General features: G+C 74.2%; 24 protein-coding genes and 1 pseudogene. 12 read left to right on the top strand and 13 right to left on the bottom strand.

Features of this window, described 5'->3' with window-relative positions:
- Positions 1–30 precede the first annotated feature (30 nt).
- The 11 genes from ACFVUY_RS20725 (at position 31) to ACFVUY_RS20675 (ending at position 8,630) form a co-directional block, all read left to right on the top strand.
- Complete coding sequence (locus tag ACFVUY_RS20725; RefSeq protein ID WP_387731776.1) at positions 31–828, top strand: hypothetical protein; 798 nt, start codon at positions 31–33, stop codon at positions 826–828.
- 325 nt (positions 829–1,153) lie between these two features.
- Positions 1,154–1,483 carry a hypothetical protein gene (locus tag ACFVUY_RS20720; protein WP_387692014.1) on the top strand — a complete coding sequence of 110 codons (330 nt, stop codon included), beginning with the start codon at positions 1,154–1,156 and terminating at the stop codon, positions 1,481–1,483.
- Positions 1,484–1,515: 32 nt separating this feature from the next.
- Positions 1,516–2,205 carry an alpha/beta hydrolase gene (locus ACFVUY_RS20715; RefSeq protein ID WP_387731773.1) on the top strand — a complete coding sequence of 230 codons (690 nt, stop codon included), beginning with the start codon at positions 1,516–1,518 and terminating at the stop codon, positions 2,203–2,205.
- A gap of 319 nt (positions 2,206–2,524) precedes the next feature.
- On the top strand, positions 2,525–3,712 hold the full coding sequence (locus ACFVUY_RS20710) for a serine hydrolase domain-containing protein (protein WP_387731770.1): 1,188 nt from the start codon (positions 2,525–2,527) through the stop codon (positions 3,710–3,712).
- Positions 3,713–3,778: 66 nt separating this feature from the next.
- The gene (locus ACFVUY_RS20705; RefSeq protein ID WP_387731767.1) at positions 3,779–4,708 is read left to right on the top strand and encodes an aminoglycoside phosphotransferase family protein; all 930 of its coding nucleotides are present in this window, start codon (positions 3,779–3,781) and stop codon (positions 4,706–4,708) included.
- Positions 4,709–4,849: 141 nt separating this feature from the next.
- Entirely contained in the window at positions 4,850–5,206 is a 357-nt protein-coding gene (locus ACFVUY_RS20700; RefSeq protein ID WP_387731764.1) for a DUF6204 family protein, read from the top strand.
- Positions 5,207–5,280: 74 nt separating this feature from the next.
- Positions 5,281–5,826: a MarR family winged helix-turn-helix transcriptional regulator gene (locus tag ACFVUY_RS20695; protein ID WP_387731759.1), complete on the top strand. Its 546-nt coding sequence runs from the start codon at positions 5,281–5,283 to the stop codon at positions 5,824–5,826.
- A gap of 185 nt (positions 5,827–6,011) precedes the next feature.
- Positions 6,012–6,698 carry a class I SAM-dependent methyltransferase gene (locus ACFVUY_RS20690; protein WP_387731756.1) on the top strand — a complete coding sequence of 229 codons (687 nt, stop codon included), beginning with the start codon at positions 6,012–6,014 and terminating at the stop codon, positions 6,696–6,698.
- Entirely contained in the window at positions 6,695–7,018 is a 324-nt protein-coding gene (locus ACFVUY_RS20685; RefSeq protein WP_387731754.1) for a sulfurtransferase TusA family protein, read from the top strand. The genes ACFVUY_RS20690 and ACFVUY_RS20685 overlap by 4 nt, the downstream gene beginning before the upstream one ends.
- 140 nt (positions 7,019–7,158) lie before the next feature.
- Positions 7,159–8,142, top strand: a complete 984-nt coding sequence (locus ACFVUY_RS20680) for a ChbG/HpnK family deacetylase (RefSeq protein ID WP_387731752.1) — start codon at positions 7,159–7,161, stop codon at positions 8,140–8,142.
- Between the two features lie 41 nt (positions 8,143–8,183).
- Positions 8,184–8,630 (top strand): hypothetical protein, encoded by a 447-nt coding sequence (locus tag ACFVUY_RS20675; RefSeq protein ID WP_387731750.1) that lies wholly within the window; start codon positions 8,184–8,186, stop codon positions 8,628–8,630.
- Positions 8,631–8,701: 71 nt separating this feature from the next.
- Here the strand turns inward: ACFVUY_RS20675 and ACFVUY_RS20670 are convergent, their stop codons facing one another.
- From ACFVUY_RS20670 to def, 5 genes are all read right to left on the bottom strand, one after another.
- Entirely contained in the window at positions 8,702–9,676 is a 975-nt protein-coding gene (locus tag ACFVUY_RS20670; RefSeq protein ID WP_387731747.1) for a MerR family transcriptional regulator, read from the bottom strand.
- A gap of 43 nt (positions 9,677–9,719) precedes the next feature.
- A complete protein-coding gene (locus tag ACFVUY_RS20665; protein WP_387731744.1) occupies positions 9,720–9,983 on the bottom strand; it encodes a hypothetical protein in 264 nt (87 codons plus the stop codon).
- A 362-nt stretch (positions 9,984–10,345) separates the two neighbouring features.
- Entirely contained in the window at positions 10,346–11,779 is a 1,434-nt protein-coding gene (locus ACFVUY_RS20660) for an RsmB/NOP family class I SAM-dependent RNA methyltransferase (protein WP_387731741.1), read from the bottom strand.
- A gap of 113 nt (positions 11,780–11,892) precedes the next feature.
- Positions 11,893–12,831, bottom strand: a complete 939-nt coding sequence (fmt, locus tag ACFVUY_RS20655; RefSeq protein ID WP_387731738.1) for a methionyl-tRNA formyltransferase — start codon at positions 12,829–12,831, stop codon at positions 11,893–11,895.
- A 124-nt stretch (positions 12,832–12,955) separates the two neighbouring features.
- Positions 12,956–13,501, bottom strand: coding sequence for a peptide deformylase (def, locus tag ACFVUY_RS20650; protein WP_359897412.1), 546 nt, complete (start codon positions 13,499–13,501; stop codon positions 12,956–12,958).
- A gap of 254 nt (positions 13,502–13,755) precedes the next feature.
- Here def and ACFVUY_RS20645 point away from each other — a divergent pair.
- A pseudogene (locus ACFVUY_RS20645) lies at positions 13,756–14,101 on the top strand (hypothetical protein); the annotation flags it as partial.
- A gap of 491 nt (positions 14,102–14,592) precedes the next feature.
- On the opposite strand, the gene ACFVUY_RS20640 reads toward ACFVUY_RS20645, so the two are convergent.
- The 8 genes from ACFVUY_RS20640 to ACFVUY_RS20605 all read right to left on the bottom strand — a co-directional run bounded on the left by ACFVUY_RS20640 (position 14,593) and on the right by ACFVUY_RS20605 (position 23,214).
- Positions 14,593–16,677, bottom strand: coding sequence for a primosomal protein N' (locus ACFVUY_RS20640; protein ID WP_387731735.1), 2,085 nt, complete (start codon positions 16,675–16,677; stop codon positions 14,593–14,595).
- 148 nt (positions 16,678–16,825) lie between these two features.
- Entirely contained in the window at positions 16,826–18,034 is a 1,209-nt protein-coding gene (metK, locus tag ACFVUY_RS20635) for a methionine adenosyltransferase (RefSeq protein WP_359897416.1), read from the bottom strand.
- Between the two features lie 152 nt (positions 18,035–18,186).
- Positions 18,187–19,416, bottom strand: a complete 1,230-nt coding sequence (gene coaBC / locus ACFVUY_RS20630) for a bifunctional phosphopantothenoylcysteine decarboxylase/phosphopantothenate--cysteine ligase CoaBC (protein ID WP_387691981.1) — start codon at positions 19,414–19,416, stop codon at positions 18,187–18,189.
- Positions 19,417–19,657: 241 nt separating this feature from the next.
- Positions 19,658–19,924, bottom strand: a complete 267-nt coding sequence (rpoZ, locus tag ACFVUY_RS20625) for a DNA-directed RNA polymerase subunit omega (RefSeq protein ID WP_030240625.1) — start codon at positions 19,922–19,924, stop codon at positions 19,658–19,660.
- A gap of 37 nt (positions 19,925–19,961) precedes the next feature.
- Positions 19,962–20,519 carry a guanylate kinase gene (gmk, locus tag ACFVUY_RS20620; protein WP_359897418.1) on the bottom strand — a complete coding sequence of 186 codons (558 nt, stop codon included), beginning with the start codon at positions 20,517–20,519 and terminating at the stop codon, positions 19,962–19,964.
- A 49-nt stretch (positions 20,520–20,568) separates the two neighbouring features.
- Positions 20,569–20,895 (bottom strand): integration host factor, actinobacterial type, encoded by a 327-nt coding sequence (mihF, locus tag ACFVUY_RS20615; RefSeq protein WP_030056187.1) that lies wholly within the window; start codon positions 20,893–20,895, stop codon positions 20,569–20,571.
- 349 nt (positions 20,896–21,244) lie between these two features.
- The gene (pyrF, locus tag ACFVUY_RS20610) at positions 21,245–22,078 is read right to left on the bottom strand and encodes an orotidine-5'-phosphate decarboxylase (RefSeq protein ID WP_380453397.1); all 834 of its coding nucleotides are present in this window, start codon (positions 22,076–22,078) and stop codon (positions 21,245–21,247) included.
- Between the two features lie 32 nt (positions 22,079–22,110).
- Positions 22,111–23,214, bottom strand: a complete 1,104-nt coding sequence (locus ACFVUY_RS20605) for a quinone-dependent dihydroorotate dehydrogenase (protein ID WP_359897420.1) — start codon at positions 23,212–23,214, stop codon at positions 22,111–22,113.
- Positions 23,215–23,327: the final 113 nt, after the last annotated feature.

Here is a 23,327-nt window from a genome sequence, read left to right as displayed (position 1 = left end):
CTGGCGCGCTCGAAGCCGAGGGAGTCAGCGATGAGCGGTGCCACCCGCTGCGACCAGGTCGCGGCCGAGGCGGGCCTGGGTGAACGGCGACGGCTGTACCGGACGAGCCGCCGGATCGGCGACGGAATGGGCAAATGGGGCCTGGGACTGCCCGGCATCCTCGTCGTCGCCGCCTCCGGCTGGACCTGGTGGGGCGCCGTCCTCGCGGTCGCCGCCGTAGTGGCGGCCGCCTGGGCCTACAAGAACGTGCCGCCGCGCTCCGGGCTGGTCGCCGTGGCGCGCTACGAGGGCGGCCTCGTCCTCCACCACGCCGGCGGCGACTTCCGCGCCCTGCCCTGGGAGGCCATCGAGAGCTACGAGTACATACCCTCCCGGATGGAGTTCCGCGGCAACCTGGGCATCGAGCACTTCGGCCGCGTCGTCATCCTGGCGCGCGGTCGCGAAACCCCCTTCGTGGTCTCGAAACTGGCGGGCCGTTACGAACCGGGGCTGGCCGAGGCCATCCGCGCGGGGCTGATGCCGCGCCGTACCGCGCCGCTGCACGAGCGATTCGAGGAGGAGGGGCACGTCGTGTTCGGGACGGTGCTCGCCGTGCTGCCCGCGGGGCTCCTCCTCGACCCCGGCAGCGACCACCGCGCGGCCCCGCTGCCGTGGAGCGAGCTCCAGGACGTCACCGCCGAGGACACGCGCGAGCTCCGGATCACGGCGCGCACCGAACCGGGCCCGGGCGGACGGGTCGTCACCCGCGTCCTCACCGATGCGGACGTCGTCGCGGCGTTCCTCCGGGAGACCCGGGAGAAACTCCTGCCGGAGCAGCACGCCGAGTGACCTGGCCGCGCGACCGGGGCCGCGCGACCGGAGCCGCGCAACCGGGGCCACGGCCCCACCCCGAGCGCACCGGTCGACTCGACGGCCGTTCGCCAGGGCGCGCCAACCCCGCGCCACGGTGCGACCGTTGACATGCGCCGGGCATCCGTCGCGGCACCGGCGGCACCGGGTCCGCGCGCCGTGCTGCGCCGACCGGGTCAACCTCGGCACCGGACTGTACGCGGACGCCCGGTCGGCTCGTTCTGCTGTACATGCCTCCCCCGATCCCGACGCCACCACCGCTGCCCGCACACAGCACCGCACGGAACGCCGCTCGGAGGTTCCCGTGGCCGTGATCGGCCGTGCGGCGGCCACCGTGGTCGCGCTGGGCATCCTGCTCATCCCGGCGGCCGTCACGGCGGGCACCGACCTGCCGCCCGAGCTCGGCGCGGGCTGGTGGGAGGTGTCGGCCAACGCCGCCAACGTCCGGGTCGACCACTTCGGCGAGGAGACCGTCATCGGGTTAGCCCGTTCGGGTGACCGGGTCGAGGTCGTGGACACCTGGACCTCACCGCTCGGCGCCCGCTGGGCGAAGGTCATGGTGGTGCGCACCCGGGACTCCGGCTGGGTCCTGTGGTCCCTCCTCGCGCACCGGGACCCGTCCTCGGAACCGTAGAATCCGCCTGTACACATCAGGAGGGATTTCGCGTGTTCCGAGCGCAGCGTCCGCGCACCGCAGAGCTGACCCCACGACCGGGCGAGGAGCCGGTCACCGGCGTCGCCCTGCTGCTGCCGGGCGGATTCCTCCGTAGCCGGCGCGCACCGATGAAGGTCGCCGAGCTGGGCCTGCGGGACCTGGCCGCCGAGCTCACCGACCGCGGCCGTCCGCACGGCCTCGCGGTGCACCTGCTGCGCTACCGCCACGGCGGCTGGAACGGCGCGGACGCCGACACCGCCGTCGACACCCTGTGGGCGCTCGACGAACTGGCCCGGCTGTACCCCGGCGTACCCGTCGTCCTGATCGGCAACTCGCTGGGCGGGCGCGCCGCCTTCTGGTGCGCCGGGCACCCGTCCGTGGTCGGCGTCGCCGGGATCGCCCCCTGGCTGCCCAGCGGCGACCCGGTCGACCAGCTGGCCGGGCGGCGGGTGCTGATCGTCCACGGCACCGGGGACCACAGCTCGGCCAGTGCCACCCAGTCCCTGGAGTACGCGCTGCGCGCCCGCCGGGTCGTCCCGGACCTCGCGCGGTACGAGGCCCCGGGCGCCAACCACCTGCTGATCCGCGAGTCCCGCGACATCAGCGCGCTGACCACCGCGTTCACCCTCGCCACCCTGGGCGCCGAGCCCGCACCGCTGATGACGGGAGCGGTCTGCACCCGGCTCCCGGCCCGGGTGTAGGCCCCGGCCGGGAGCACCCCGCCGCGCCCCGCGCCGTCCAGCGCCCCGGGCCTCCCCTGCCGATCGGCAGGGGAGGCCCGGTCGCTTTCCGGCAGGATTCCTGCCGATCGGCACATGCGCGAACGGGGTTCCGGCGATCAGTCTTGGAGTCACCGCGACGGCGGCCACCCGGGCCGCCGCGGAAGGGAGTCTCCACCGTGTTCCACGACCACGATCTCCGCCTCCGCACCGATCGGATGCAACTGAACATCCGTCAGCTTCGTGTTCTCCGGGGCGGATCACTCCGCCCCTCACTCGTCCTCACGACACCGGAGAACCCATGCCCGTCACCAAGCCCGCCGCCCTCGCGCTCGGCCTCGCCGCCCTGCTCCTCGCGGCCGTGCCTGCCGCACCCGCCCTCGGCCAGGCGCCGCCCGGCGGTCCCGATCCGGCCGTCCTCGATGCCGCGATCGCCGCCCGGCCGGGAGACCCTGCGGCGGGCGTGATCGCCCGGGTGACGGTCGACGGCCGGGCCTGGCGCGGCAGTGCCGGCGATCCGGTGAGCGGACGGCCGGTGGCAGCGAACGCCGCGTTCCGGATCGGCAGCATCAACAAGACCTTCGTCGCCGCCGTGATGCTCCAGCTCGCCGCCGAACAGCGGATCTCCCTGGACGGCACCGTCCAGCAGTACCTGCCCGGCACGCTGCCCGCCGGCTTCACCCTGCCGATCACCGTACGCCAACTCCTCGACCACACCAGCGGACTGCCACAGGCCGTCGAGGGTCCGGACACCCAGGATCCCGACGAACTGATAGCGCGCCGCTTCGGGCTGGAGACGCTCGACCAGGTCGTCCGGAAGACGCTCCACCCCGAGGACGGGCACGAGGTCACTCCGTCCTTCGCCCCGGGAGCCGCCCAGGAGTACAACAACTTCAACTACCGGCTGGCGGGCCGGATCATCGAGCAGGTGACCGGGCACACGATCAGGGAGGAGGTGACGGCCCGCATCCTGAAGCCGCTCGGCCTGCGGCACACCGAGGTGCCGGAGGGCAGGCCCACGATGCCCGAGCCCCACCTGACCGGCTACTTCGCCGACAGGGCCGGCACCCCGGTCGACGTCTCCGAGCAGGGCGGCAACTCGGAGTCGATGGTGTCCACCCCGGCCGACCTGGACGTCTTCCTGCGCGCCCTGCTGGACGGCGATCTCCTGCCGCCCCAGCAGCTGCACGACCTGCTCACCCTGCCGCGGGACGCCTCCGGCCGGCTGCTGCCCGTACGCGGAGCCGGCGAGTGCCGGTTCGGTCCGGACAAGGGACGGGCCTGCTACAGCGCCGGGCTGATGGCCATCCCCCTGCAGGACGGCACGGTGCTCTGGGGCAAGACCGGGCACGACCTCGGGTACTCCGACGGCCTCTTCACCACCCCGGACCTGCGCAGGAGGCTGGTCTACTCCGTCGGCACCGGGGACGGCACCCCGGCACCGGCGCTCCGCCTCGCCGCCACGACCTTCGGGCCCTTCGCGCCCTGAGCCCGACCGAACCAGCGACGACCGAACCTAACCGCCCCCTCCTCCCCCACCATCGAAGGGAACCGAATGATCAGCATTCCCGGCGGGCTCGCCCGCGCCACCGTCGACCGCGAGGGAGCCCCCGGCGCGGCCTGGATCGCCGAACTCCCCGGCCTCGCCGCCGAGCTGCTGGAACGCTGGGGCTGCGTGCCGGACGGCGCCGCCACCCGCGGCGGGGTCGGCCTGATCCTCCCGGTCCGGCAGGCGGCCGAGCGCGCGGCCGTACTGAAGATCTCGTTCCCGCACCCGGGCAACGTGCACGAGCCGGACGCCTTCGCGGTGTGGGCGGGCCGGGGCGCCGTCCGGCTCTACGAACGGGACGACGAGCGCTTCGCGATGCTGCTCGAACGGGCGAGCCCGACCACGCTCGCGGAGGTCCGGGACGGCGACGAGGTGCTGACGGTCGCCGGGCGGCTCAGCCGGCGGCTCGCCGTCCCGGCGCCCCCGGGCCTGCCCCGGCTGAGCGGGCAGGCCGCGGAATGGGAGGCCGGCCTGCGTACCGACGCGGGCTCCCTCTCCCACACCCTGCCGGCCCGCACGGTCGGCGCCGCCCTCGCGACCGTCCGCGAACTCGCCCGCGTCCAGCCGGAGGTGCTCGTCCACGGCGACCTCCACCCCCGCAACATCCTGCGGGCGGAGCGCGAACCCTGGCTGGCCGTGGACCCCAAGGGCTGCGTGGGAGACCGCGCCTACGACGGCGGCACCCTGCTCAAGGTCCACGCCCTGACCCTGCTCGACGCGCCGGACCGGCAGCGCGCACTCCTCCGCGCGCTCGACGTCTTCTCCGAGGCCGCCGAGCTGGACCGCGAACGCCTCCGCCGCTGGGCCCAACTCCACGCCTTCCAAGCCGCCTTCCACGGTCGGCGGCACGGCTTCCGGCGCGCCCGGGAAGGCCCCGGGCTCGACCGGCTCACCCGGTACGCGGACGGGCTCGCCGAAGCACTCACCCCCGACTGACCGGCGCACACCACCACCGACCACCACCGACGACCGCCTACGGGCACCCACGGAGGCCCGCGACCACCGACCGCCACCGAAAGACGCCCGGCCCAGGAATCACGTTGGCGGCCGGCGGCCCGCACTGCCTATGGTCGGGGGATGACCACTCGAACCTTCCGCATCATGGTGCGCGGCGTCTTCGACGGCCTCACCGACGAACAGCGCGCCGAACTGCTCGCCGCCGCACCCGCGCACGACGTGCTGCACGCCGCCTTCACCCGCGAGGGCCACCTCAGCTACGACCTCTCCGCACGGGCCGCCTTCACCTTCCGCTTCCTCGACGAGGGCGAGGCCGAGGAGGACATCCTGGAGGCCACCGAGCGGGCCGAGCAGTCGGCGCGGGACTGGCTGACCGAACGCGGCTACGGCTGCAAGAACCTCCGCTCCCAGGCCGAGGACCTCTCCCAGGCGCCGCTCGGCAAGCGTCAGCGCCGCGCCGCCGCCACCGGTAGCTGAGCCGACCCCTCCCCCTCCGCCACCTCCTTGACGGCTTCCTCCCGGGATATACTTGAGCAGTCAAGGAGGTGGCAATGACAGACCAGCCGGTCCAGCCCGAGCAGCCGGACCGATCGAAGCAGGTGGGGCCCGTGCAGCAGACCGAGACCGCACCGGCCACGCCGGGCCCGAGCCCCGACCCGTTGGACACCGCCCTGCGGCTGGTCCGTGCCCAGACGGCCGTGGTCAAGCGCTTCGACGCGAGCCTCAGCGGCCTGCACGGCGTCAGCCTGGCCGACTTCACGATGCTGCTCCACCTCTCCCAGGCCCCCGGCGGCCGGATGCGCCGGGTCGACCTCGCCGAAGCCCTCGGGCTCACCGCCTCCGGCGTGACCCGCGGCCTCGCGCCGCTGGAGCGGATCGGCCTGGTCGCCCGCGAGGCCGCCGCCCGCGATGCCCGGGTCGCCTACGCCGCCCTCACCCCGACCGGCCGTGAGCGTCTCGCCGAGATGCTGCACACCGCCCGCCAGGTCGCCGCCGACCACTTCGCGGCCGAGCAGTGGAGCCCCGAGGACCTCGGCCGGCTGTCCACCCTGCTCACCCGCCTCGGCGGCACCGCCCCCGGCCAGCGCCTCACCTGATCCGCCCGGACCGCGCACCCACCACCCGCCCACCCTGCCCGCACGCACCGCCACCACCCCCGCCAGTCCCGCCGTCGGGCCCCACCTCCTAGGCTGGCCCCGCACGACCCGTACCGCCCGCACCACCAGCACCACCCGCACCGACAGCACCGCGCGCACCGCACCACCCCGCGAAGGGCAGCACCATGACCGACACCCCCGGCACCGGGCCCGGCCTGGAAAGCGCCCTCGCCGACGCCCAACGCGCGCACTGGCAGCAGACCTACGCCGCTAACCCGGGCATGTACGGCGAGCGGCCCTCGGCCCCCGCCGAGTACGCCGCCGAGGTGTTCGCCGCCGCCGGGGCCCGGGACGTACTGGAACTCGGCGCCGGCCACGGGCGCGACGCGCTGCACCTCGCCCGTACCGGCTTCCGCGTGCTGGCCGCCGACTTCAGCCCGACCACCCTGCACCAGCTGCGCACCGCCGCCACGGACCAGGGACTGGCCGACCGGCTCTCGGTCCTCGCCCATGACGTCCGCGACCCGCTGCCCCTTCCCGATGCCTCCGTCGACGCGGTCTTCGCCCACATGCTGCTCTGCATGGCGCTCTCCACCGAGGAGATCGAGGCGCTCGTCGCCGAGGTCCGCCGGGTCCTGCGCCCGGGCAGCACCTTCGTCCACACCGTCCGCCACACCGGCGACGCCCACTACGGCGCCGGCACCGGCCACGGGGACGACATCTGGGAGCACGGCGGCTTCGCCGTCCACTTCTTCCCCCGCGAGCTGGTGGACGCGCTCGCCGAAGGCTGGCGCCTGACCGACGTCCATCCCTTCGAGGAGGGCGAACTGCCGCGCCGCCTCTGGCGCATCACCCAGGAGACCCCGCGATGACCGCACCCGACGCCGCCACCCCCGACGCCGCCGCCCCCGACCTCACCGTCGATGGCACCGGCCTGCTCTGCGTCCAGCTGCTGCTCCGGCTGCGCGCGCAGATCGCACACCTCCCGGCCGACGCCGTGGTCCACATCCACACCACCGACCCCGCCGCCCCGCTCGACCTCCCCGCCTGGTGCCATCTGACCGGCCACGCCTACCTCGGCCAGGTCCCGTACGAGGCCACCGACCGCGAGGTGTACGCGCTGCGGCTCACCTCCGCCCCGGTCCGCACCCGCCCCGACCGCCCCTGGCACCCGGCACCCACCACCGACTGACCGACCCCACCCTCCGCTCGCCCCACCCTCCGCTCGCCCCACGCCGCCGCTCGCACCGTCCCGCCGGACGCCCACCCCGCCCGACCGCGTCGTCCGGAAACCCCGCGCATCCATCCCCACCGGCGGGACAGACTGCGTCCATGCCCGCAGCCGACGCCACACCCACACCCGCACCCCCGCACTCACCCGCACCCCCCACCGCCAACCACCTTCTCGGCCACCCGCCCGACGCCCGCCTCCTGCTGCTCAACTGCGACGACCTCGGCCTGGACGAGTCCGTCAACCTCGCCGTGGTCGACGCCATCCGGAACGGCATCGCCGCCTCCTGCAGCCTGATGACGCCCTGCGCCGCCGCGCCGCACGCGCTCCGGCTGCTGCGCCGGCACCCGGAGGTCCCCTTCGGCGTCCACCTCACGCTGGTCTGCGAGTCTGCGGACCGCCGCTGGGGGCCGCTCGCCGCCCGTGACCGGGTGCCTTCCCTCCTCGACGCCTCCGGAGGGTTCTTCGCCCCCACCCCCGCCGGACGCGCCGCACTGCTCGCCCGGGCCCGACTCGACGACGTCGAGCGCGAGTTCCGCGCCCAGATCGACGCGGTCGCGGTGGCCGGCCTCGCCCCGACCCACCTCGACTTCCACTGCCTGGCCGACGGCGGCCGCGAGGACGTCCTCGACCTCACCCTCGCCCTCGGCGCCGAGTACGGCCTGGCGGTCCGGGTCTGGCTGCCGCCCGCACTCGCCAGGCTGCGCGCGCAGGGCCTGCCGGTGGTGGACCACGACTTCCTCGACAGCTTCACCGTCCCTCTGGACGACAAGCCCGCCCACTACGCCCGCCTGCTCGCCGCCCTCCGCCCTGGCCTCACCGAGTGGGCCCTGCACCCCAGCACGGCCGACCCGAGAACAGACCCGAGGACAGACGCGACGGAAGACCCGAACCGCCACGCCCCGGACGACGGTTGGCGCGTCCGGCACACCGACCACGCGTTCCTCGTCTCCCCCGAGGCCCGCCGGCTGCTCACCGAGCTCGGCATTACCGTCCTCGGCTACCGCACGCTCCAGGAGGCCTGGCAGCGGGCCCGAGGACGGCTCACGGCCGAGACCCCCGGGCCGCCCGGTGTGCCACGATGAGGAGGTACGAACGATCCAGCGCCACAGGGAGGTTGACCGCCGTGGACCCGATCATCAGCTGCCGCTGGCAGGACCCGAACGGCGAGTGGGCCCTGACCGTCGGCCACAACGGCGACGACTGGGAACTGCTCGCCTCCGCCCCCTCCTGGTCGGAGTCGATCCCCTTCTCGAACCCGGACGAGGTCCGCCGGCTCGCCCAGGCGCTGCTGGACCTGCCCGCCGACCCCGAGCCGTACGAGTTCGAATGGCAGCTCTCCCGGCCCGGTTCGGCCCCGGCCGAGGACAAGCAGCCGCACTTCGCGACCTTCGCCGTCGGCCTCGACCCCACCGACGACCACCGCCCCTACCTCGCCTACCAGTCCTACTACGACCTGGGCCGGGCGACCGGAATCGGCCTGGAGGTGATCTGCGAGGACCCGCCGGTCGACCACCTCCGCGCCCAGGCCCACGCCTTCCTCACCACCTTCCCCGGCCCCGCCCGCCGATAGCCCCACCCCACCCTCCGGCACCCCCAGCCGCACCCGCACCCCCGTCACCCGCCCCCGACCCCCGCACCGTCTCACGCCACGGCGCGCACCGCCCAGTTCACCTCGGCCGCCCAACTCTCCGGTGCATAACAGTTGTTGACCACCGCCAGCAGCTCCAGGTACCGCTCCCACCGCGGATCGGCCATCGCCCCCAGCCGCTCCGCCAAACGGCCACGCAGCGCCCCGGCATCTCCCGGCACCGCCCCCGCGCACCACCGCCCGTACCGCTCCACCAACTCCGCGACGACGGCCGCCGCCTCCACCGACTCCGGCTCCACCCCGGCCGCGACCGCCGGTCCGGCCAACTCCCTCACTGCCACAGCCAGTCCGGGCCTCGGCACATGCGCAGCGGCCCGCACCGCCCCGGCCACCTCCTCCGCCGCTTGCGCCTCGGCCGCCTCGGCCTCGGCGAGCCCGCGCAGCAGCGCCCGGAACCCGGTGTCCCCCGCCAGCCGCGCCAACTCCACCCAGGCCTCGACCTGTTCGACCGACGGTTCCTCCGGCAGCTCCGGCGTCAACGAGCGCGCCACGCCGGCGAACCGCCCGCCGTTCCCGATCCCGCCGTCCCCGATCCCGCCGAACACCCCCGCCAGGAACTCCCCGATCAGGTGCCCCCGTTCGTCCTCCGTGAGCCGGGCCAACTGGTGCACGAGCGTCAACTCCTCAGGCGTCGACCCGAGCCTGGCCACCGTCCCGAGCACGGCCCGCCGCAGTCGCAGCACCCGGATCTGGACGTCGATCGCCTCCGCCTGCGCGGCGGCGACATCGGCCGGCGTCAGTTCGCGCTCCACCACCCGCCGGATCGCGGGCAGTCCGAGCCCGAGCTCCCGCAGGGTGCGGACCAGTTCCAGGCGGGCGACGGCGTCGGCGCCGTACCGCCGGTGGCCGGCCGGGTTGCGGTCGGCCGGCGGCACGACCCCCTGGTCCGAGTAGAAGCGGACGGTCTTGACCGTCAGCCCCGTCCGCCGGGCCAGCTCACCGATGGTGTAGGTCGTGTCGCCGTTCATGGCACCACCCTGCTGCCTCCCCCCACGGGAGGTGCAAGCCCCCTCACCCGCGAGGGCTGCGAGGCCCGCGCGGCCTGCGAGGCCCCTGGGACCGGTGGGGCCCGTCGGGCCCGCGCCGGTGCTCGCCCTCCCGCCCGGAGCGCCCGGAGCGCCCGGACCGCCGGGGCGTCCGCCAGGCGGCGAACAGCACGCCCGCCGCGCCGATGACCGCCTGGAGCGCCCCCGCACCGGCCGTCAGGCAGATCAGGGTGCACACCGCCAGGATCGCCATCAGCGCGATCAGGTCGAGCTTCCGGCCGTCCGTCACGACCCGGCGCACCCCGGATCCCCGGGCACCGTTCCCCGAGCCGGCGGGTTCCCGCTGCGGCCGCTGAATCTCCGATGACACTGCGCGTCTCCCAGGGTCCGGGAGGGCAGCCGCCGGGGAACGCGCCCAGCACGCAGAACAGCCGCATCGCGCCGCATGTCTCGTGGGGTTGCTTCCCCGGCTCCGCCGCGCGACGCGACGAAGCCTGCCCCCCAAAGATCATGCAGCCGAGCGGCTACACGAGAACCATGGAAACCGACGCCTGACGCGGTGTCAACCCGCCCCGGGCCGACGGCGGATCCCTGACGGAACGAGCCGCCGGGGTCGCCTCCCCGCCGGGGGGAGGCGACCCCGGAAGGGCCTCAGGTGGTGCGGCGCAGCAGCGCCAGGTACATCGCGTCGGTCCCGTGCAGGTGCGGCCACAGCTGCACGTCCGGCCCGTCGCCGAGCGCCGGGACGCCGGGCAGCAGCGGGCGCGCGTCGATCCACTCGACCCGGCCGTCCTCGGCCCGCAGCACGTCGTCCACGACCGCGCGGGTCTCCGCGAGGTGCGGCGAGCAGGTCGCGTAGCCGACCACGCCGCCGACCCGGGTGGCCTCGATCGCCGAGCGCAGCAGGTCCCGCTGGAGCGGGCCGAAGGCCGCGACGTCGGCCGGCCGGCGCCGCCAGCGAGCCTCCGGGCGGCGGCGCAGCGCGCCGAGGCCGGAGCACGGCACGTCGACCAGCACCCGGTCGAAGCCGCCGGACCGCCAGGCCGGGCGCGTCCCGTCGGCCGCGATCACGGTGTACGGGCCGGGGTTGCCGGCCAGCGCCCGCGCGACCAGCCGGGCCCGGTGCGGCTGCTTCTCGCTCGCGACCAGGGCCGCGCCCCGCTCGGCGGCGAGCGCGCCGAGCAGCGCGGCCTTTCCGCCGGGGCCGGCGCAGCCGTCCAGCCAGAGCCGGTCCGGCCCCTCCAGCGGCGCCGCCGCCAGCGCCAGCGCGACCAGCTGGCTGCCTTCGTCCTGAACGCCCGCCCGGTTCTCCTGCACCGCCGCGATCGATCCCGGGTCGCCGCCCTCGGCGAGCCTCAGCGCGAACGGGGACCATCGGCCCGGCTCGGCCTCCGGCAGCGCCTCGGCGAGCTCGCCGACGGTGGCCCGGCCGGGGCGTGCGACCAGGGTGACCTCGGGCCGCTCGTTGTCGGCCCGCAGCAGCTCCTCCATCGCGGTGCGCCCGGAGGCGTCCGGCTGCCAGCGGCCGAGCGAGTCCCAGAGCGCGGAGACGACCCAGCGCGGGTGCGAGTGGACGACGGCCAGGTGGTCCTCGGCGTCCTTGTCGTACGGCGGGGCGACCTTCTCGATCCAGGCGTCCAGGTCGTTGGCGCTGATCCGGCGGAGCACGGCGTTGACGAACTTGGCCTTGCCGTCGCCGAGCACCACCCGGGCCAGTTCGACGGTCGCCGAGACGGCCGCGTGGCTGGGGATGCGGGTGGTGAGCAGCTGGTGCGCGCCGAGCGAGAGCACGTCCAGCACCGGCGGGTCGACCTTGCCGAGCGGCCGGTCGATGCAGGCGGCGATGATCGCGTCGTAGGTGCCCTGCAGGCGCAGGGTGCCGTAGACCAGCTCGGTGGCGAGGGCGGCGTCGCGCCGGTCCATGCCCTTCTGCTCGGCCTCGCGGAGCAGCGAGGGCAGGATCAGGTTGGCGTACGCGTCCCGCTCGTCGACGGCGCGCAGGGCGCGGAACGCGACGATCCGGGCCGGGTCCTTCTTCGGGCGGCGGTGCGGGCGGGGGGCGCGGTTGGCGCTGGGGGTGGTCACAGGTGCCTCAAGGTGCTGCGGTGGTTATCGACGTACTCGGACGAACAACAGATTTGAACGAACAAGGGCGATCTCAATCGATCTCAAACGAACAGTAGCGCCAAACCGGAGCGTCAGCCCCCGAGGCGCTCCCCCTCCTCCAGCCGCGCGCCCCGGGCCCAGTCGGCGGCCCGCATCTCCTTCTTCCCCTGCGGACGCACCTCCCCCAGCTCCACGTCGTGGCTGCCGGTGCCGACCCGGACGCTGTTCTTGCCCGCCATCGCGACCTCGCCCGGCGCCAGCTCGGCGGAGTCCGGCAGCAGCCGGACCGGCCCGGTGACCTTCAGCCGCTCGCCCCGGAACTCCGTCCAGGCGCCCGGCGCCGGCGCGCAGCCGCGCACGACCCGGTCGATCCGCAGCGCGGGGTGGCTCCAGTCGATCCGCGCGTCCTCGACGGTGATCTTCGGCGCGAGCGTGACGCCCTCGGCCGGCTGCGGCACGGCGTGCAGGGAGCCGTCCGCGATGCCGTCCATGGTGGCCGCGAGCAGTCGCGCGCCGGAGAACGAGAGCCGGGTGAGCAGCTCGCCGCTGGTGTCGGCCGGGCGGATCTCCTCGGTGATGACGCCGTAGACCGGGCCGGAGTCCAGGCCCTGCTCGATCAGGAAGGTGGACGCGCCGGTGACCTCGTCGCCGGCCAGCACCGCGTGCTGGACCGGGGCCGCGCCGCGCCAGGCCGGCAGCAGCGAGAAGTGCAGGTTGACCCAGCCGTACTTGGGGATCTCCAGCGTGCCGGGGCGCAGCAGGGCGCCGTAGGCGACCACCGGGCAGCAGTCGGGCGCGAGTTCGGTGAGCCGGGCGACGAAGTCCGGGTCGCTCGGCTTCACCGGCTTGAGGACCTCGATCCCGGCCTCCTCGGCGCGCTGGGCGACGGGGCTGGCGACCAGCTTGCGTCCGCGCCCGGCCGGAGCGTCCGGGCGGGTGACCACCGCGACGACCTCGTGCCGGTCCGAAGCGAGCAGGGCGTCCAGGGCGGGAACGGCGACCTCGGGGGTGCCGGCGAAAACGAGTCGCATCAAGGGCCTTTCTGCAAAAAGAAGTTCGAGAAGCCGGCGGAACCCGACCGGAGTCGGCGAGGAGCCGGCGGACGTCTGCCGAGCCCGGCCGACGTCAGCGGAAATCAGCCGGAACCGGCGGAAGTCAGCGGGCGGAACCGAAGGTGCTGTGCGGCGAGACCTTGACCACCGGAGCCGACCCGCCGTCCCAGTCCGCCTCCCGGATCGCCTTCAGCGCGGCCTTGCGCTGCTCGCGGTCGAGCCGGTCGATGAAGATGATGCCGTCCAGGTGGTCGGTCTCGTGCTGGATGCACCGGGCGAGCAACTGTGTGCCCTCCAAGGTCACCGGATCGCCGTACATGTTGAAGCCCCTGGCCACCACGCCGTACGCGCGCTTGGTGTCGTAGCGCAGGCCGGGCAGCGACAGGCAGCCCTCGGGGCCGTCCTGCTCCTCCTCGCTCAGCGACAGGTCCGGGTTGATCAGGTGCCCGGTGACGCCGTCCACGTGGTACGTGAACACCCGCAGGGAGACGCCGAGTTGGGGCGCGGCAAGGCCGGCTCCGGGAGCGTCCAGCATGGTGTCGGTGAGGTCGTGGACCAGCTTGCGCAGTTCCTTGTCGAAGGTGGTCACCGGCTTCGCGGTGGACCGCAGGACTGGGTCTCCGAAGAGACGGATCGGCTGGATCGCCACGGGGTACGGGCTCCTGTCCGTAGGGGCGCGGGCTGCGGTCGGCCGCTGGTTCACCCGCCAGTCTATGCAACCCCTGCGGCCGTCCGCCGGGGGCTTCCCCGGGGCCCGGATCGGCGGTCGGCACGGCCCGACTGTGCCCAGCCGCGTTACCCCGGCCCCCGCTTCGGCGTTGGTCAAGAGAGATTGACCGGGCCGGGCGCACGGGACACCGCGTGCCGGCCGAGCCGAACCGTACGGAAGGTGGCACGTAGGCCATGGCCGAGCAGATCAACCACGACGCACGGGCGCGGGCGAGCCTGCACCTGCTGGTGCGGGACATCGAGCGGGTGAGGCGGCAGGTCGACGCGCTGCGGACGCTCACCGCTCAACTGGGCAACGTCTACCGTCCGCGCCGACCGAGCACCTCGGCCGGCTTCGTGGTGTACGGGCGGGCGCCGGCGCCGACCGTGCGCCTGGCGCAGGAACTGCGGGAAAGCGTGGAGACCCTGGTGGCGGCGGCGGTCGAGTTCGACCGGGCGCTGGGCTTCTCCTGGGACTCGGTGGGCTCCGCCCTCGGGGTCACCAAGCAGGCCGTGCACCGGCGCTACGGCATGCGCCGCCCGACCAGCGAGCTCCTCGCCGCGAGCGGTGGCGTCCCTGGCCAGAGCCGCCCGGACCGCGTCGACGAGCTGCCCCCGGCCGTCGAGCGCACCGGTCTGGCCACGACCGTCCCGGCGGCCCGCCAGGGCGGCCTGGACCGCAGCAGCCTGGACCGCGGCGCCCTGGAGCGCAGCACGATGGACCGCACCGCGATCGAGCGGGCAACGATGGACCGGACCGCGATCGAGCGGGCAACGATCGACCGGACGGCGATCGACCGCGGCCCGATGGAGCGCACCCCCGTCGACCGCGGCACGCCCGACCGCGGCACCCCCGCCGACCGCCCCCAGGCGGACCGACCCGGCATCCCGTTGCGCGGCTGACCGAGCCGCCGCAGCCGGGCCGTCCGGGGCGGGGTGGCCCACTCACCCCGCCCCACCCGCCCACCACCCTCGCCCCCGACCAAGCCCCCGCCTCCGACCAGGCCCCGACCAGCCCCCGGCCGACGCCGCTCAGCCGATGTCCGTCGGATCCACCCGCACCCGCGCCGGCTCCGCCGTCCGCAGCGCGATCCGCGCGATCTGCGCCGCCTTGAGCGCCGCCGCCAGCGCGGCCCCCTGCCCGGGCGGCACCCGCAGCAGCGCGCGTTCCTGCTCCTCCCCCCGCAGCGCCGGTACCGGCACCGGCCCGAGCACGTCCGCCCCCTCGGGCAGCCGGATCAGGTTCAGCAGGTCCGTCACCGCCGAGGGGGTCCCGCTCACCGAGGCCATCCGGGAGACCGGCGGGAAGTGCAGCTGGGCCCGTTCGTCCCGCTCCAGCCCGGCGTGCCCCAATGGGTCCCAGCGCACCAGCGCCTGTACCGGACGGGCCGAGGGCTCGGCCACCACGACCACCGTCCCGCCGTCCGTCGAGGGCCGCACCAGCGCGGCCGCCGCGAGCCAGAGCCGCAGCGTCTCCTCCCCCGCCCGCAGGTCCGGCCGGCCGAGCAGCGCCCAGCCGTCCAGCAGCAGCGCAGCCCCGTACCCGCCGCCGCCCTCCACGACCGGCTCCGCACCGGGTGTGGAGATCACCAGTGAGGGCTCGTCGGGCACGGTGGTGAGCACCGCTTCCCGGCCCGAGGTCCGCACCGGGAGGCGCGGGAACGCCTTGCCGAGTTCCTCGGCCGTCCGCCGGGCCCCGACCACCTGGGCCCGCAGCCGGAAGGACCCGCACTCGGGACAGTGCCAGTCGTTCTCCGCCTCCCCGCACCAGCCGCAGCACAGCGGGGCGTCCGCCGAGGGCGCCTCCAGCGGCCCTTCGCAGCGCCGGCAGCGCGCGGGGGTCCGGCAGCGCCCGCAGGCCAGCCGGGGCACGTAGCCGCGCCGGGGCACCTGGATGAGCACCGGGTGCCCGGCGGCCAGCGACTCCCGGGCGGCCTCCCAGGCCACCGAGGGCAGCCGGGCGGCCTGGGCGGCGGCGTCCCGGTGCTGGTCCTGGTCGGTGACGGTCCGCACCCGGGGCGCGACCTGCCGCACCGTCTCCCGGTCCGCGACCAGCGGGCGCGCCCAGCCGGTGCTGACCAGCTGGGCGCCCTCCACCGTCACCGCGTGCCCGCCGAGCAGCACCGCCGCGCCCTCCTCGGCGGCGCGCAGCAGCGCCACCTCGCGCACGTGCGGGTGCGGGGCGCGCGGGTCGCTGTGGCTGCCGTCCCCGTCCGACCAGACGACGACCAGCCCGAGGTCCCGGACCGGCGCGAACATGGTGGCCCTGGTCCCGATCACCGCGTGCACCGAGCCGCGGCTCACCGCGAGCCAGCGCTTGTAGCGCTCGCGCGGGCCGAGGTCGGCCTCCAGCGCCACGTGCATCCCGGGGCCGAGCAGTTCGGTCAGCGCCTGATCGACCCGGGCCACCGAGCGCCCCTCCGGGAGCACGACCAGCGCGCCGCGCCCGCCGGCGAGGGTCGCGGCCACCGCCCGGGCGATCTCGTACGGCCAGCCGGGGCCGGGCAGCGCCGCCCAGACCGCGCGCGGCGCGCCGCCCCCGGCGAGCGCGGCGAGGAAGTCGGGCCCGGCCGGGTAGCGCTGCCAGCCGCCGGGGGCCGGGGCGGCCGGGCGTGGCAGCGGCGGCGGCGAGGGCTCGGCCTCGGCCTTGGCGTGCCGGGGCGGGACGGCCAGCTGGAGCACGTCGGCCAGCGTCCCGGCGTACCGGTCGGCGACGGTCCGGCACAGCCGCAGCAGCTGCGGGGTGAGCACCGGCTCGGGCGAGAGCACCTGGGCCAGCGGGGCGAGCGGTCCGGCGAAGTCGCTCTTCTCCAGCCGGGCGACGATGAACCCGTCGTGCAGTTCCCCGCCCTCGCGCTGGCCCTTCACCACCCGTGCCCCGAACCGCACCCGCACCCGCACCCCGGGCTGGGCCTCCTCGGCCATGGCGGCCGGCACCTCGTAGTCGAAGAGCTTGTCGATGGTGAGCACGCCCTTGTCCACCACGACCCGGGCCACCGGCAGGTGCTCGGCCCGCTTGGCCCCGTGCCAGGTGCGCGGCTTGGCCCGCTTGACCGTCTCCCGGATGAACGCCAGCTGCTCCGGCTCGGCGGCCCCGTTCTCCCCTGTGCTGCTCATCGCCACCAAGTACTACCAGGTCACACCGACAATGCACGAAGCGGCGCCCACCCCCGTTCGGGGGCGGGCGCCGCTTCGGGCGCTACGGGCGCACGGGCCGCGGGCGCACGGGCCACGGGCGCGCGCCACTGGCGACGAGCCGCGGACGTCAGTCCTGGACGGCGGCCTTCAGCTGCTCCACCCGGTCGGTGCGCTCCCAGGTGAACTCCGGCAGCTCACGGCCGAAGTGGCCGTACGCCGCGGTCTGCGAGTAGATCGGGCGCAGCAGGTCCAGGTCGCGGATGATCGCGGCCGGACGCAGGTCGAAGACCTCGGAGACGGCCTTCTGGATGGTGAGGACCGGCACGGTCTCGGTGCCGAAGGTCTCCACGAACAGGCCGACCGGCTCGGCCTTGCCGATCGCGTACGCGACCTGCACCTCGGCGCGGCGGGCGAGGCCGGCGGCGACGATGTTCTTCGCCACCCAGCGCATCGCGTACGCGGCCGAGCGGTCCACCTTGGACGGGTCCTTGCCGGAGAAGGCGCCGCCGCCGTGGCGGGCCATGCCGCCGTAGGTGTCGATGATGATCTTGCGGCCGGTGAGGCCGGCGTCGCCCATCGGGCCGCCGATCTCGAAGCGGCCGGTCGGGTTGACCAGCAGGCGGTAGCCCTCGGTGGTCAGCTTGATGCCCTGCTCGGCCAGCGCCTTCAGCTCCGGCTCGACCACGAACTCGCGGATGTCCGGGGTGAGCAGCGACTCCAGGTCGATGTCACTGGCGTGCTGGGTGGAGACGACGACGGTGTCCAGGCGGACGGCCTTGTCGCCGTCGTACTCGATGGTGACCTGGGTCTTGCCGTCGGGGCGCAGGTAGGGGATGGTCCCGTTCTTGCGCACCTCGGTCAGGCGGCGGGAGAGGCGGTGCGCCAGGGTGATCGGCAGCGGCATGAGCTCGGGCGTCTCGTCGGACGCGTAGCCGAACATCAGGCCCTGGTCACCGGCGCCCTGCTTGTCCAGGTCGTCCTCGTCGCCCTCGACACGGGCCTCGTACGCGGTGTCGACGCCCTGCGCGATGTCGGGCGACTGGGCACCGATGGACACCGAGACGCCGCAGGAGGCGCCGTCGAAGCCCTTCTTGGAGCTGTCGTAGCCGATCTCCAGGATCTTGTCCCGGACGAGCTGGGCGATCGGCGCGTACGCCTTGGTGGTCACCTCGCCGGCCACGTGCACCTGGCCGGTGGTGATGAGCGTCTCCACGGCGACCCGGGACGTCGGGTCCTCCCGCAGGAGAGCGTCAAGGATGGTGTCGCTGATCTGGTCAGCGATCTTGTCGGGGTGTCCCTCGGTCACGGACTCCGAGGTGAACAGGCGGCGAGACACAGCGCTCCCTGGGGTTGCAGCGGCTGCTGACTGAAGTTCCCCGGGGCGACCCGGGGAACTCCGGAAAGACTTGATTCCTGGAGTCTAACGGTCTGGTTCCGCCGAACGTCACCCGCTTCAGGAATTCTCGACCGCCGCGCGAGCGGTTCCGATCAGTTGCCGCCCGTTTCCAGCCGCTTTGCGACCAGATCCCAGACCACGTCCGCGAGCGCCTCCTTCGGGCCCACCGGAACGGCCGTCTCACTGCCGTCCGAGCCCAGCACCACGGCCTCGTTGACGTCCGCGCCGAAGGCCTTGCCGTTGCCCACCTCGTTCACCACGAGCAGGTCACAGCCCTTGCGGGCGAGCTTGGCCCGACCGTTGGCGAGCACGTCGTCGGTCTCCGCCGCGAAACCCACCACGAGTTGACCCGAACGGGCCCGGTGGGCCGACAGTTCGGCCAGGATGTCCGGATTGCGGACCAGGGCGACGGGCGCCGGCTCGACGCCCTCGACCTTCTTGATCTTGCCGGTCGCGTACTCGGCGGGCCGGAAGTCCGCCACCGCCGCGGCCATCACCACGACGTCCGCGTCCTGGACCGCCTTCAGCGCCGCCTCGCGCAGCCCCAGCGCGGTCGACACGTGCACCACGTCCACCCCGGCCGGGTCCGGCAGCTCGGCGTTGGCCGAGAGCAACGTCACCCGGGCCCCGCGCGCCGCGGCCGTCACGGCGAGCGCGTAGCCCTGCTTGCCGGAGGACCGGTTGCCCAGGTAGCGCACCGGGTCCAGCGGCTCGCGGGTGCCGCCGGCCGAGACCACCACGTGCCGGCCCGCCAGGTCGGTCGGCACCGCCCCGCCGCGGCGCAGCACGGCCCGGCAGGCCTCGAAGATCGCCGACGGCTCGGGCAGCCGGCCCTTCCCGGTGTCCTTGCCGGTCAGCCGCCCGACGGCCGGCTCCAGCACGATCACGCCCCGGCGGCGCAGCGTGGCCACGTTCTCCCGGGTGGCGGGGTGCTCCCACATCTCGGTGTGCATGGCGGGCGCCACCACGACCGGACAGCGGGCGGTGAGCAGGGTGTTGGTGAGCAGGTCGTCGGCGAGGCCGTGGGCGGCCTTGGCGATCAGGTCGGCGGTGGCCGGGGCGACCACCACCAGGTCGGCCTGCTGCCCGATCCGCACGTGCGGCACCTCGTGCACGCGCTCCCAGGTCTCGGTGGCGGCCGGGCGGCCGGACAGCGCCGCCCAGGTCGCCTCGCCGACGAAGTGCAGCGCGGCGGCGGTCGGCACGACGGTGACCTGGTGGCCGGACTCGGTGAAGCGGCGCAGCAGCTCGCACGCCTTGTACGCGGCGATCCCGCCGCTCACGCCGAGGACCACGCGGGGGGCGTCCGCACTCAGGGTCATCTACCGGCCTCTCTCCGCCTCGGGAACGCATCGGGAACGCGTCGCGGCCGTGCCGCGAACGCGCCCACCCTACGGCCCCCCGGTCGACCCCCGCACCGCGCCCTGCCCTCCGGCGAACACCGGAGGGTCGCCGGCGAGCGCCGAAGGGCGGGCCGTCGGGGAACACCCGAGGACCACCGGGAATGCCGAAGGGCCCGGCGGAAACGATTCCGCCGGGCCCTTCCGAAATTCTGCGACTGCCTCAGGCAGCCTCGATCGCCTCGGCGGTCAGCATGCCCGCGTTGATCTCGCGCAGCGCGATCGACAGCGGCTTCTCGTGCACGTGGGTGTCGACCAGCGGGCCGACGTACTCCAGCAGGCCCTCGCCGAGCTGGGAGTAGTACGCGTTGATCTGGCGCGCGCGCTTGGCGGCGTAGATCACGAGGCTGTACTTGGAGTCGGTGGCCTCGAGCAGCTCGTCGATCGGCGGGTTGATGATGCCCTCGGGCGCGGTCATGGAAGAGGACACGCTAAAACCTTCCGAAAGGGTGGAAAAGACAGACAGGTCAGGCTACACCGAGCAAGGCTAGCAGTTCGGCCGCTACCTGCTCGACGGAGGTGTTGACAAGGGTCGTGTCGAACTCGGGCTCGGCCGCGAGCTCGACCTTGGCCGCCTCCAGCCGCTTCTCGATCACGTCCTGCGGCTCGGTGCCCCGGCCGGTCAGCCGGCGGACCAGCTCGTCCCAGCTCGGCGGAGCCAGGAAGACCAGCTGCGCCTCGGGCATCGACTCGCGCACCTGCCGGGCGCCCTGGAGGTCGATCTCCAGGAGCACCGGCTCACCGCGCTCCAGCTTCTCCTGCACGGCCGCACGCGGGGTCCCGTAACGGTTCCCGGCGAACTCGGCCCACTCCAGCAACTCGCCGTTGGCGACCAGCTTGTCGAACTCGTCGTTGTCGACGAAGTGGTACTGGACCCCGTTCTTCTCGCCCGGCCTCGGGCGCCGGGTCGTCGCCGACACCGAGAGCCAGACCTCGGGGTGCATCTTCCTCATATGAGCGACGACCGTGCTCTTGCCGACCCCCGAAGGGCCGGAGAGCACGGTCAGCCGCGGACGCTCACTCATGCACCGATTATCCCGGATCGCGGAGGATCCTGGGACCACGGGGGCACGGTCAGGCGGCGCCACCGCCGAACTCCCGCTCCAGGGAAGCGATCTGGTTCGTACCGAGGCCGCGGACACGCCGGCTCTCGCTGATGCCGAGGCGCTCCATGATCTGCTTGGCACGGACCTTGCCGACGCCCGGAAGGGACTCCAGCAGAGCCGAGACCTTCATCTTGCCGATGACGTCGTTGTCGGCCTTTCCGGCCTTGATCACCTCGTGCAGGGAGGCGCCGGAGTGCTTGAGCCGGTTCTTGACCTCGGCGCGCTCCCGGCGAGCCTCGGCGGCCTTGGCGAGCGCGGCGGTGCGCTGTTCAGGGGTAAGGGGCGGAAGGGCCACGCCGTTCACCTCAGGGTGTGGATGGATGGATTGAGCTAGGACTGGTTCGGTACCGAGGACACCGTCCGCAAGGGGAACCACAAGGCCCTGACCTGCGGGAGCCACGGAAATAGCGGCTCGCCGATGACCTATCGCCGGACACTACCCGGATTGCGGCGCCACGTCAGGAAAAGAACACGAAAAGTCCTGGTCAGCCAAGGCCGACCAGGACTTTCCAGGGCAAAATGACCGCGATTGCGAGACTTTGGCGGTGCCGATGTGACGGCGCTCACGTCTCTTCCGCGGCCACCGCGCGGTCCTGCGGACACTCCGCAGGGTCACCGCACGGCTACCTGAAGGACGGGTTCCGCTACTTGACGGCGTCCGCGAACTCGCCGACGAAGCGCTCCGCCGCCTCCCGCAGCGCCGGCACCGAGGGGCCGTGCTTGAGCACGTCCCGGCTGACGCTCGGCACCACGTTGATCACCGAGGCGCCGAACACCCGCGGCAGATCGGCCATGGTCGCGCCCTGGGCGCCGATCCCGGGGGCCAGCAGCGGGCCGTTGATGGCCAGTTCCACGCCCGCGTCGGCCAGCGTCGCGCCGACCACCGCGCCGAAGGAGCCGAGCGGCGCGGCGCCCTCGTTCTCGGCCGCCAGCTGGCGCAGCACCGAGGCCGCGACCGGCTCGCCGTCCGCGCCCACCGCGCGCTGCACCTCGGCGCCCTCCGGGTTGGAGGTGAGCGCCAGCGCGAACACGCCGCAGCCCTGCTCCCGGGCCAGGTCCAGGGCCGGGCGCAGCGAGCCGAAGCCCAGGTACGGGCTGACCGTCACCGCGTCCGAGAACAGCGGGCTGCCCGGCGAAAGGAAGGCCTCGGCGTACGCGGCCATGGTGGAGCCGATGTCACCGCGCTTGGCGTCCATCAGGACCAGCGCGCCGGCCGCCCGGGCCTCCTCGACGGTCTTCTCCAGCACCGCGACGCCCTTGCTGCCGAAGCGCTCGAAGAAGGCCGCCTGCGGCTTGAGCACGGCCACCCGGTCGGCCAGCGCCTCGACCACGGTGCGGCTGAAGGTCTCCAGCCCGGCGAGGTCGTCGCCGAGCCCCCAGGCGGCGAGCAGGGAGGCGTGCGGGTCGATGCCGACGCAGAGCTGGCCGCGGGTGTCGAGGGCCTGGCGCAGCCGGGCGCCGAACGGGGCGAGGGTCATGTCGTCTCTTTCCGGAGGGGTGAGGAGGGGGTTCAGGAGCTGCGCACGGCGCTGCCGACGGCGTCGGCCAGGCTGCGGAAGCCGCCCGCGCGGACCTTGGCGGACAGGCCCTTGTGGATCCGCCGGCACCAGAACGGGCCCTCGTAGATGAAGGCGCTGTAGCCCTGGACCAGGTCGGCGCCGTGGACGATCCGCTGCCAGGCGTCCTCGGCGGTCTCGATGCCGCCGACCGAGACCAGGGTCAGCCGGCCCTCGGTGCGGGCGCGCAGCCGCTGGAGCACCTCCAGGGCACGGGCCTTGAGCGGGGCGCCGGACAGGCCGCCCATGCCGATCTCCGCGACCCGCCCGGCGTCGGTGCGCAGGCCCTCGCGGCCGATCGTGGTGTTGGTGGCGATGATGCCGTCCAGGCCCAGCTCCAGCGCGAGGTCGGCGACCGCGTCGACGTCCTCGTCGGCCAGGTCGGGGGCGATCTTGACCAGCAGCGGCACCCGGTGGGCGGTGCTGCGGTCGGCGGCCTCGCGGACGGCGGCGAGCAGCGGCCGCAGGTGGTCCACGGCCTGGAGGTTGCGCAGCCCGGGGGTGTTCGGCGAGCTGACGTTGACCACCAGGTAGTCGGCGTACTTGGCCAGCCGCTCGGTGGACTTCACGTAGTCGGCGACGGCGTCGGCCTCCTCGACCACCTTGGTCTTGCCGATGTTGACGCCGATCACCGGGGTGGAGCTGGTGTGCGGGCGGGCGGCCAGCCGGGCCGCGACCCGGGCCGAGCCCTGGTTGTTGAAGCCCATCCGGTTGATCAGCGCGCGGTCCTCGACCAGGCGGAACAGCCGGGGCGCCGGGTTGCCGGGCTGGGGCTCGCCGGTGACGGTGCCGATCTCGACGTAGTCGAAGCCGAGCATCGACAGGCCGTCGATGCCGACGCCGTTCTTGTCGAAGCCGGCCGCCAGGCCGAACGGGCCGGGCAGGTCGAGGCCGAGGGCACGGGTGCGCAGGGCCCGGTCGCGCGGGGCGAGCACCAGCCGCACCAGGGTGCGCAGGCCGGGCACCGAGGAGCCGAGGCGGATCCAGAAGAAGGCGAGGTGGTGGGCCTTCTCGGGGTCCATCTTCTTGAAGACCAGGTCGAACAGAAGCTTGTACAAGGGTGGTTCAACTCCCGGAGCGGAGAGAGCAGACGGGCGCGGGCGCCGCCCGTCGGAGGAAGGGTGGCGGTGGGTGGCGGGCGGGGCGGTCATGGCAGTGGGGGGCACCCGGC

The sequence above is a fragment of the Kitasatospora sp. NPDC058063 genome (assembly GCF_042885395.1).
In the GTDB taxonomy this organism is placed as follows: Bacteria; Actinomycetota; Actinomycetes; order Streptomycetales; family Streptomycetaceae; genus Kitasatospora; species Kitasatospora lactacystinica.
The sequence above is the reverse complement of the archived record's forward strand: the minus strand, read 5'-3'. Positions and strand labels throughout refer to the sequence as shown.

What these genes read in the sequence shown, in the direction of transcription:
- ACFVUY_RS20705 (WP_387731767.1), top strand. Translation starts at nt 3,779, where the DNA reads ATGATCAGCATTCCCGGCGGGCTCGCCCGCGCCACCGTCGACCGCGAG.
- ACFVUY_RS20695 (WP_387731759.1), top strand. Translation starts at nt 5,281, where the DNA reads ATGACAGACCAGCCGGTCCAGCCCGAGCAGCCGGACCGATCGAAGCAG.
- pyrF (WP_380453397.1), bottom strand. Translation starts at nt 22,078, where the DNA reads ATGACCCTCGCCCCGTTCGGCGCCCGGCTGCGCCAGGCCCTCGACACC.
- ACFVUY_RS20700 (WP_387731764.1), top strand. Translation starts at nt 4,850, where the DNA reads ATGACCACTCGAACCTTCCGCATCATGGTGCGCGGCGTCTTCGACGGC.
- ACFVUY_RS20640 (WP_387731735.1), bottom strand. Translation starts at nt 16,677, where the DNA reads ATGAGCAGCACAGGGGAGAACGGGGCCGCCGAGCCGGAGCAGCTGGCG.
- coaBC (WP_387691981.1), bottom strand. Translation starts at nt 19,416, where the DNA reads ATGACCCTGAGTGCGGACGCCCCCCGCGTGGTCCTCGGCGTGAGCGGC.
- ACFVUY_RS20690 (WP_387731756.1), top strand. Translation starts at nt 6,012, where the DNA reads ATGACCGACACCCCCGGCACCGGGCCCGGCCTGGAAAGCGCCCTCGCC.
- ACFVUY_RS20725 (WP_387731776.1), top strand. Translation starts at nt 31, where the DNA reads ATGAGCGGTGCCACCCGCTGCGACCAGGTCGCGGCCGAGGCGGGCCTG.
- gmk (WP_359897418.1), bottom strand. Translation starts at nt 20,519, where the DNA reads ATGAGTGAGCGTCCGCGGCTGACCGTGCTCTCCGGCCCTTCGGGGGTC.
- ACFVUY_RS20685 (WP_387731754.1), top strand. Translation starts at nt 6,695, where the DNA reads ATGACCGCACCCGACGCCGCCACCCCCGACGCCGCCGCCCCCGACCTC.
- ACFVUY_RS20710 (WP_387731770.1), top strand. Translation starts at nt 2,525, where the DNA reads ATGCCCGTCACCAAGCCCGCCGCCCTCGCGCTCGGCCTCGCCGCCCTG.
- ACFVUY_RS20680 (WP_387731752.1), top strand. Translation starts at nt 7,159, where the DNA reads ATGCCCGCAGCCGACGCCACACCCACACCCGCACCCCCGCACTCACCC.
- fmt (WP_387731738.1), bottom strand. Translation starts at nt 12,831, where the DNA reads ATGCGACTCGTTTTCGCCGGCACCCCCGAGGTCGCCGTTCCCGCCCTG.
- ACFVUY_RS20670 (WP_387731747.1), bottom strand. Translation starts at nt 9,676, where the DNA reads ATGAACGGCGACACGACCTACACCATCGGTGAGCTGGCCCGGCGGACG.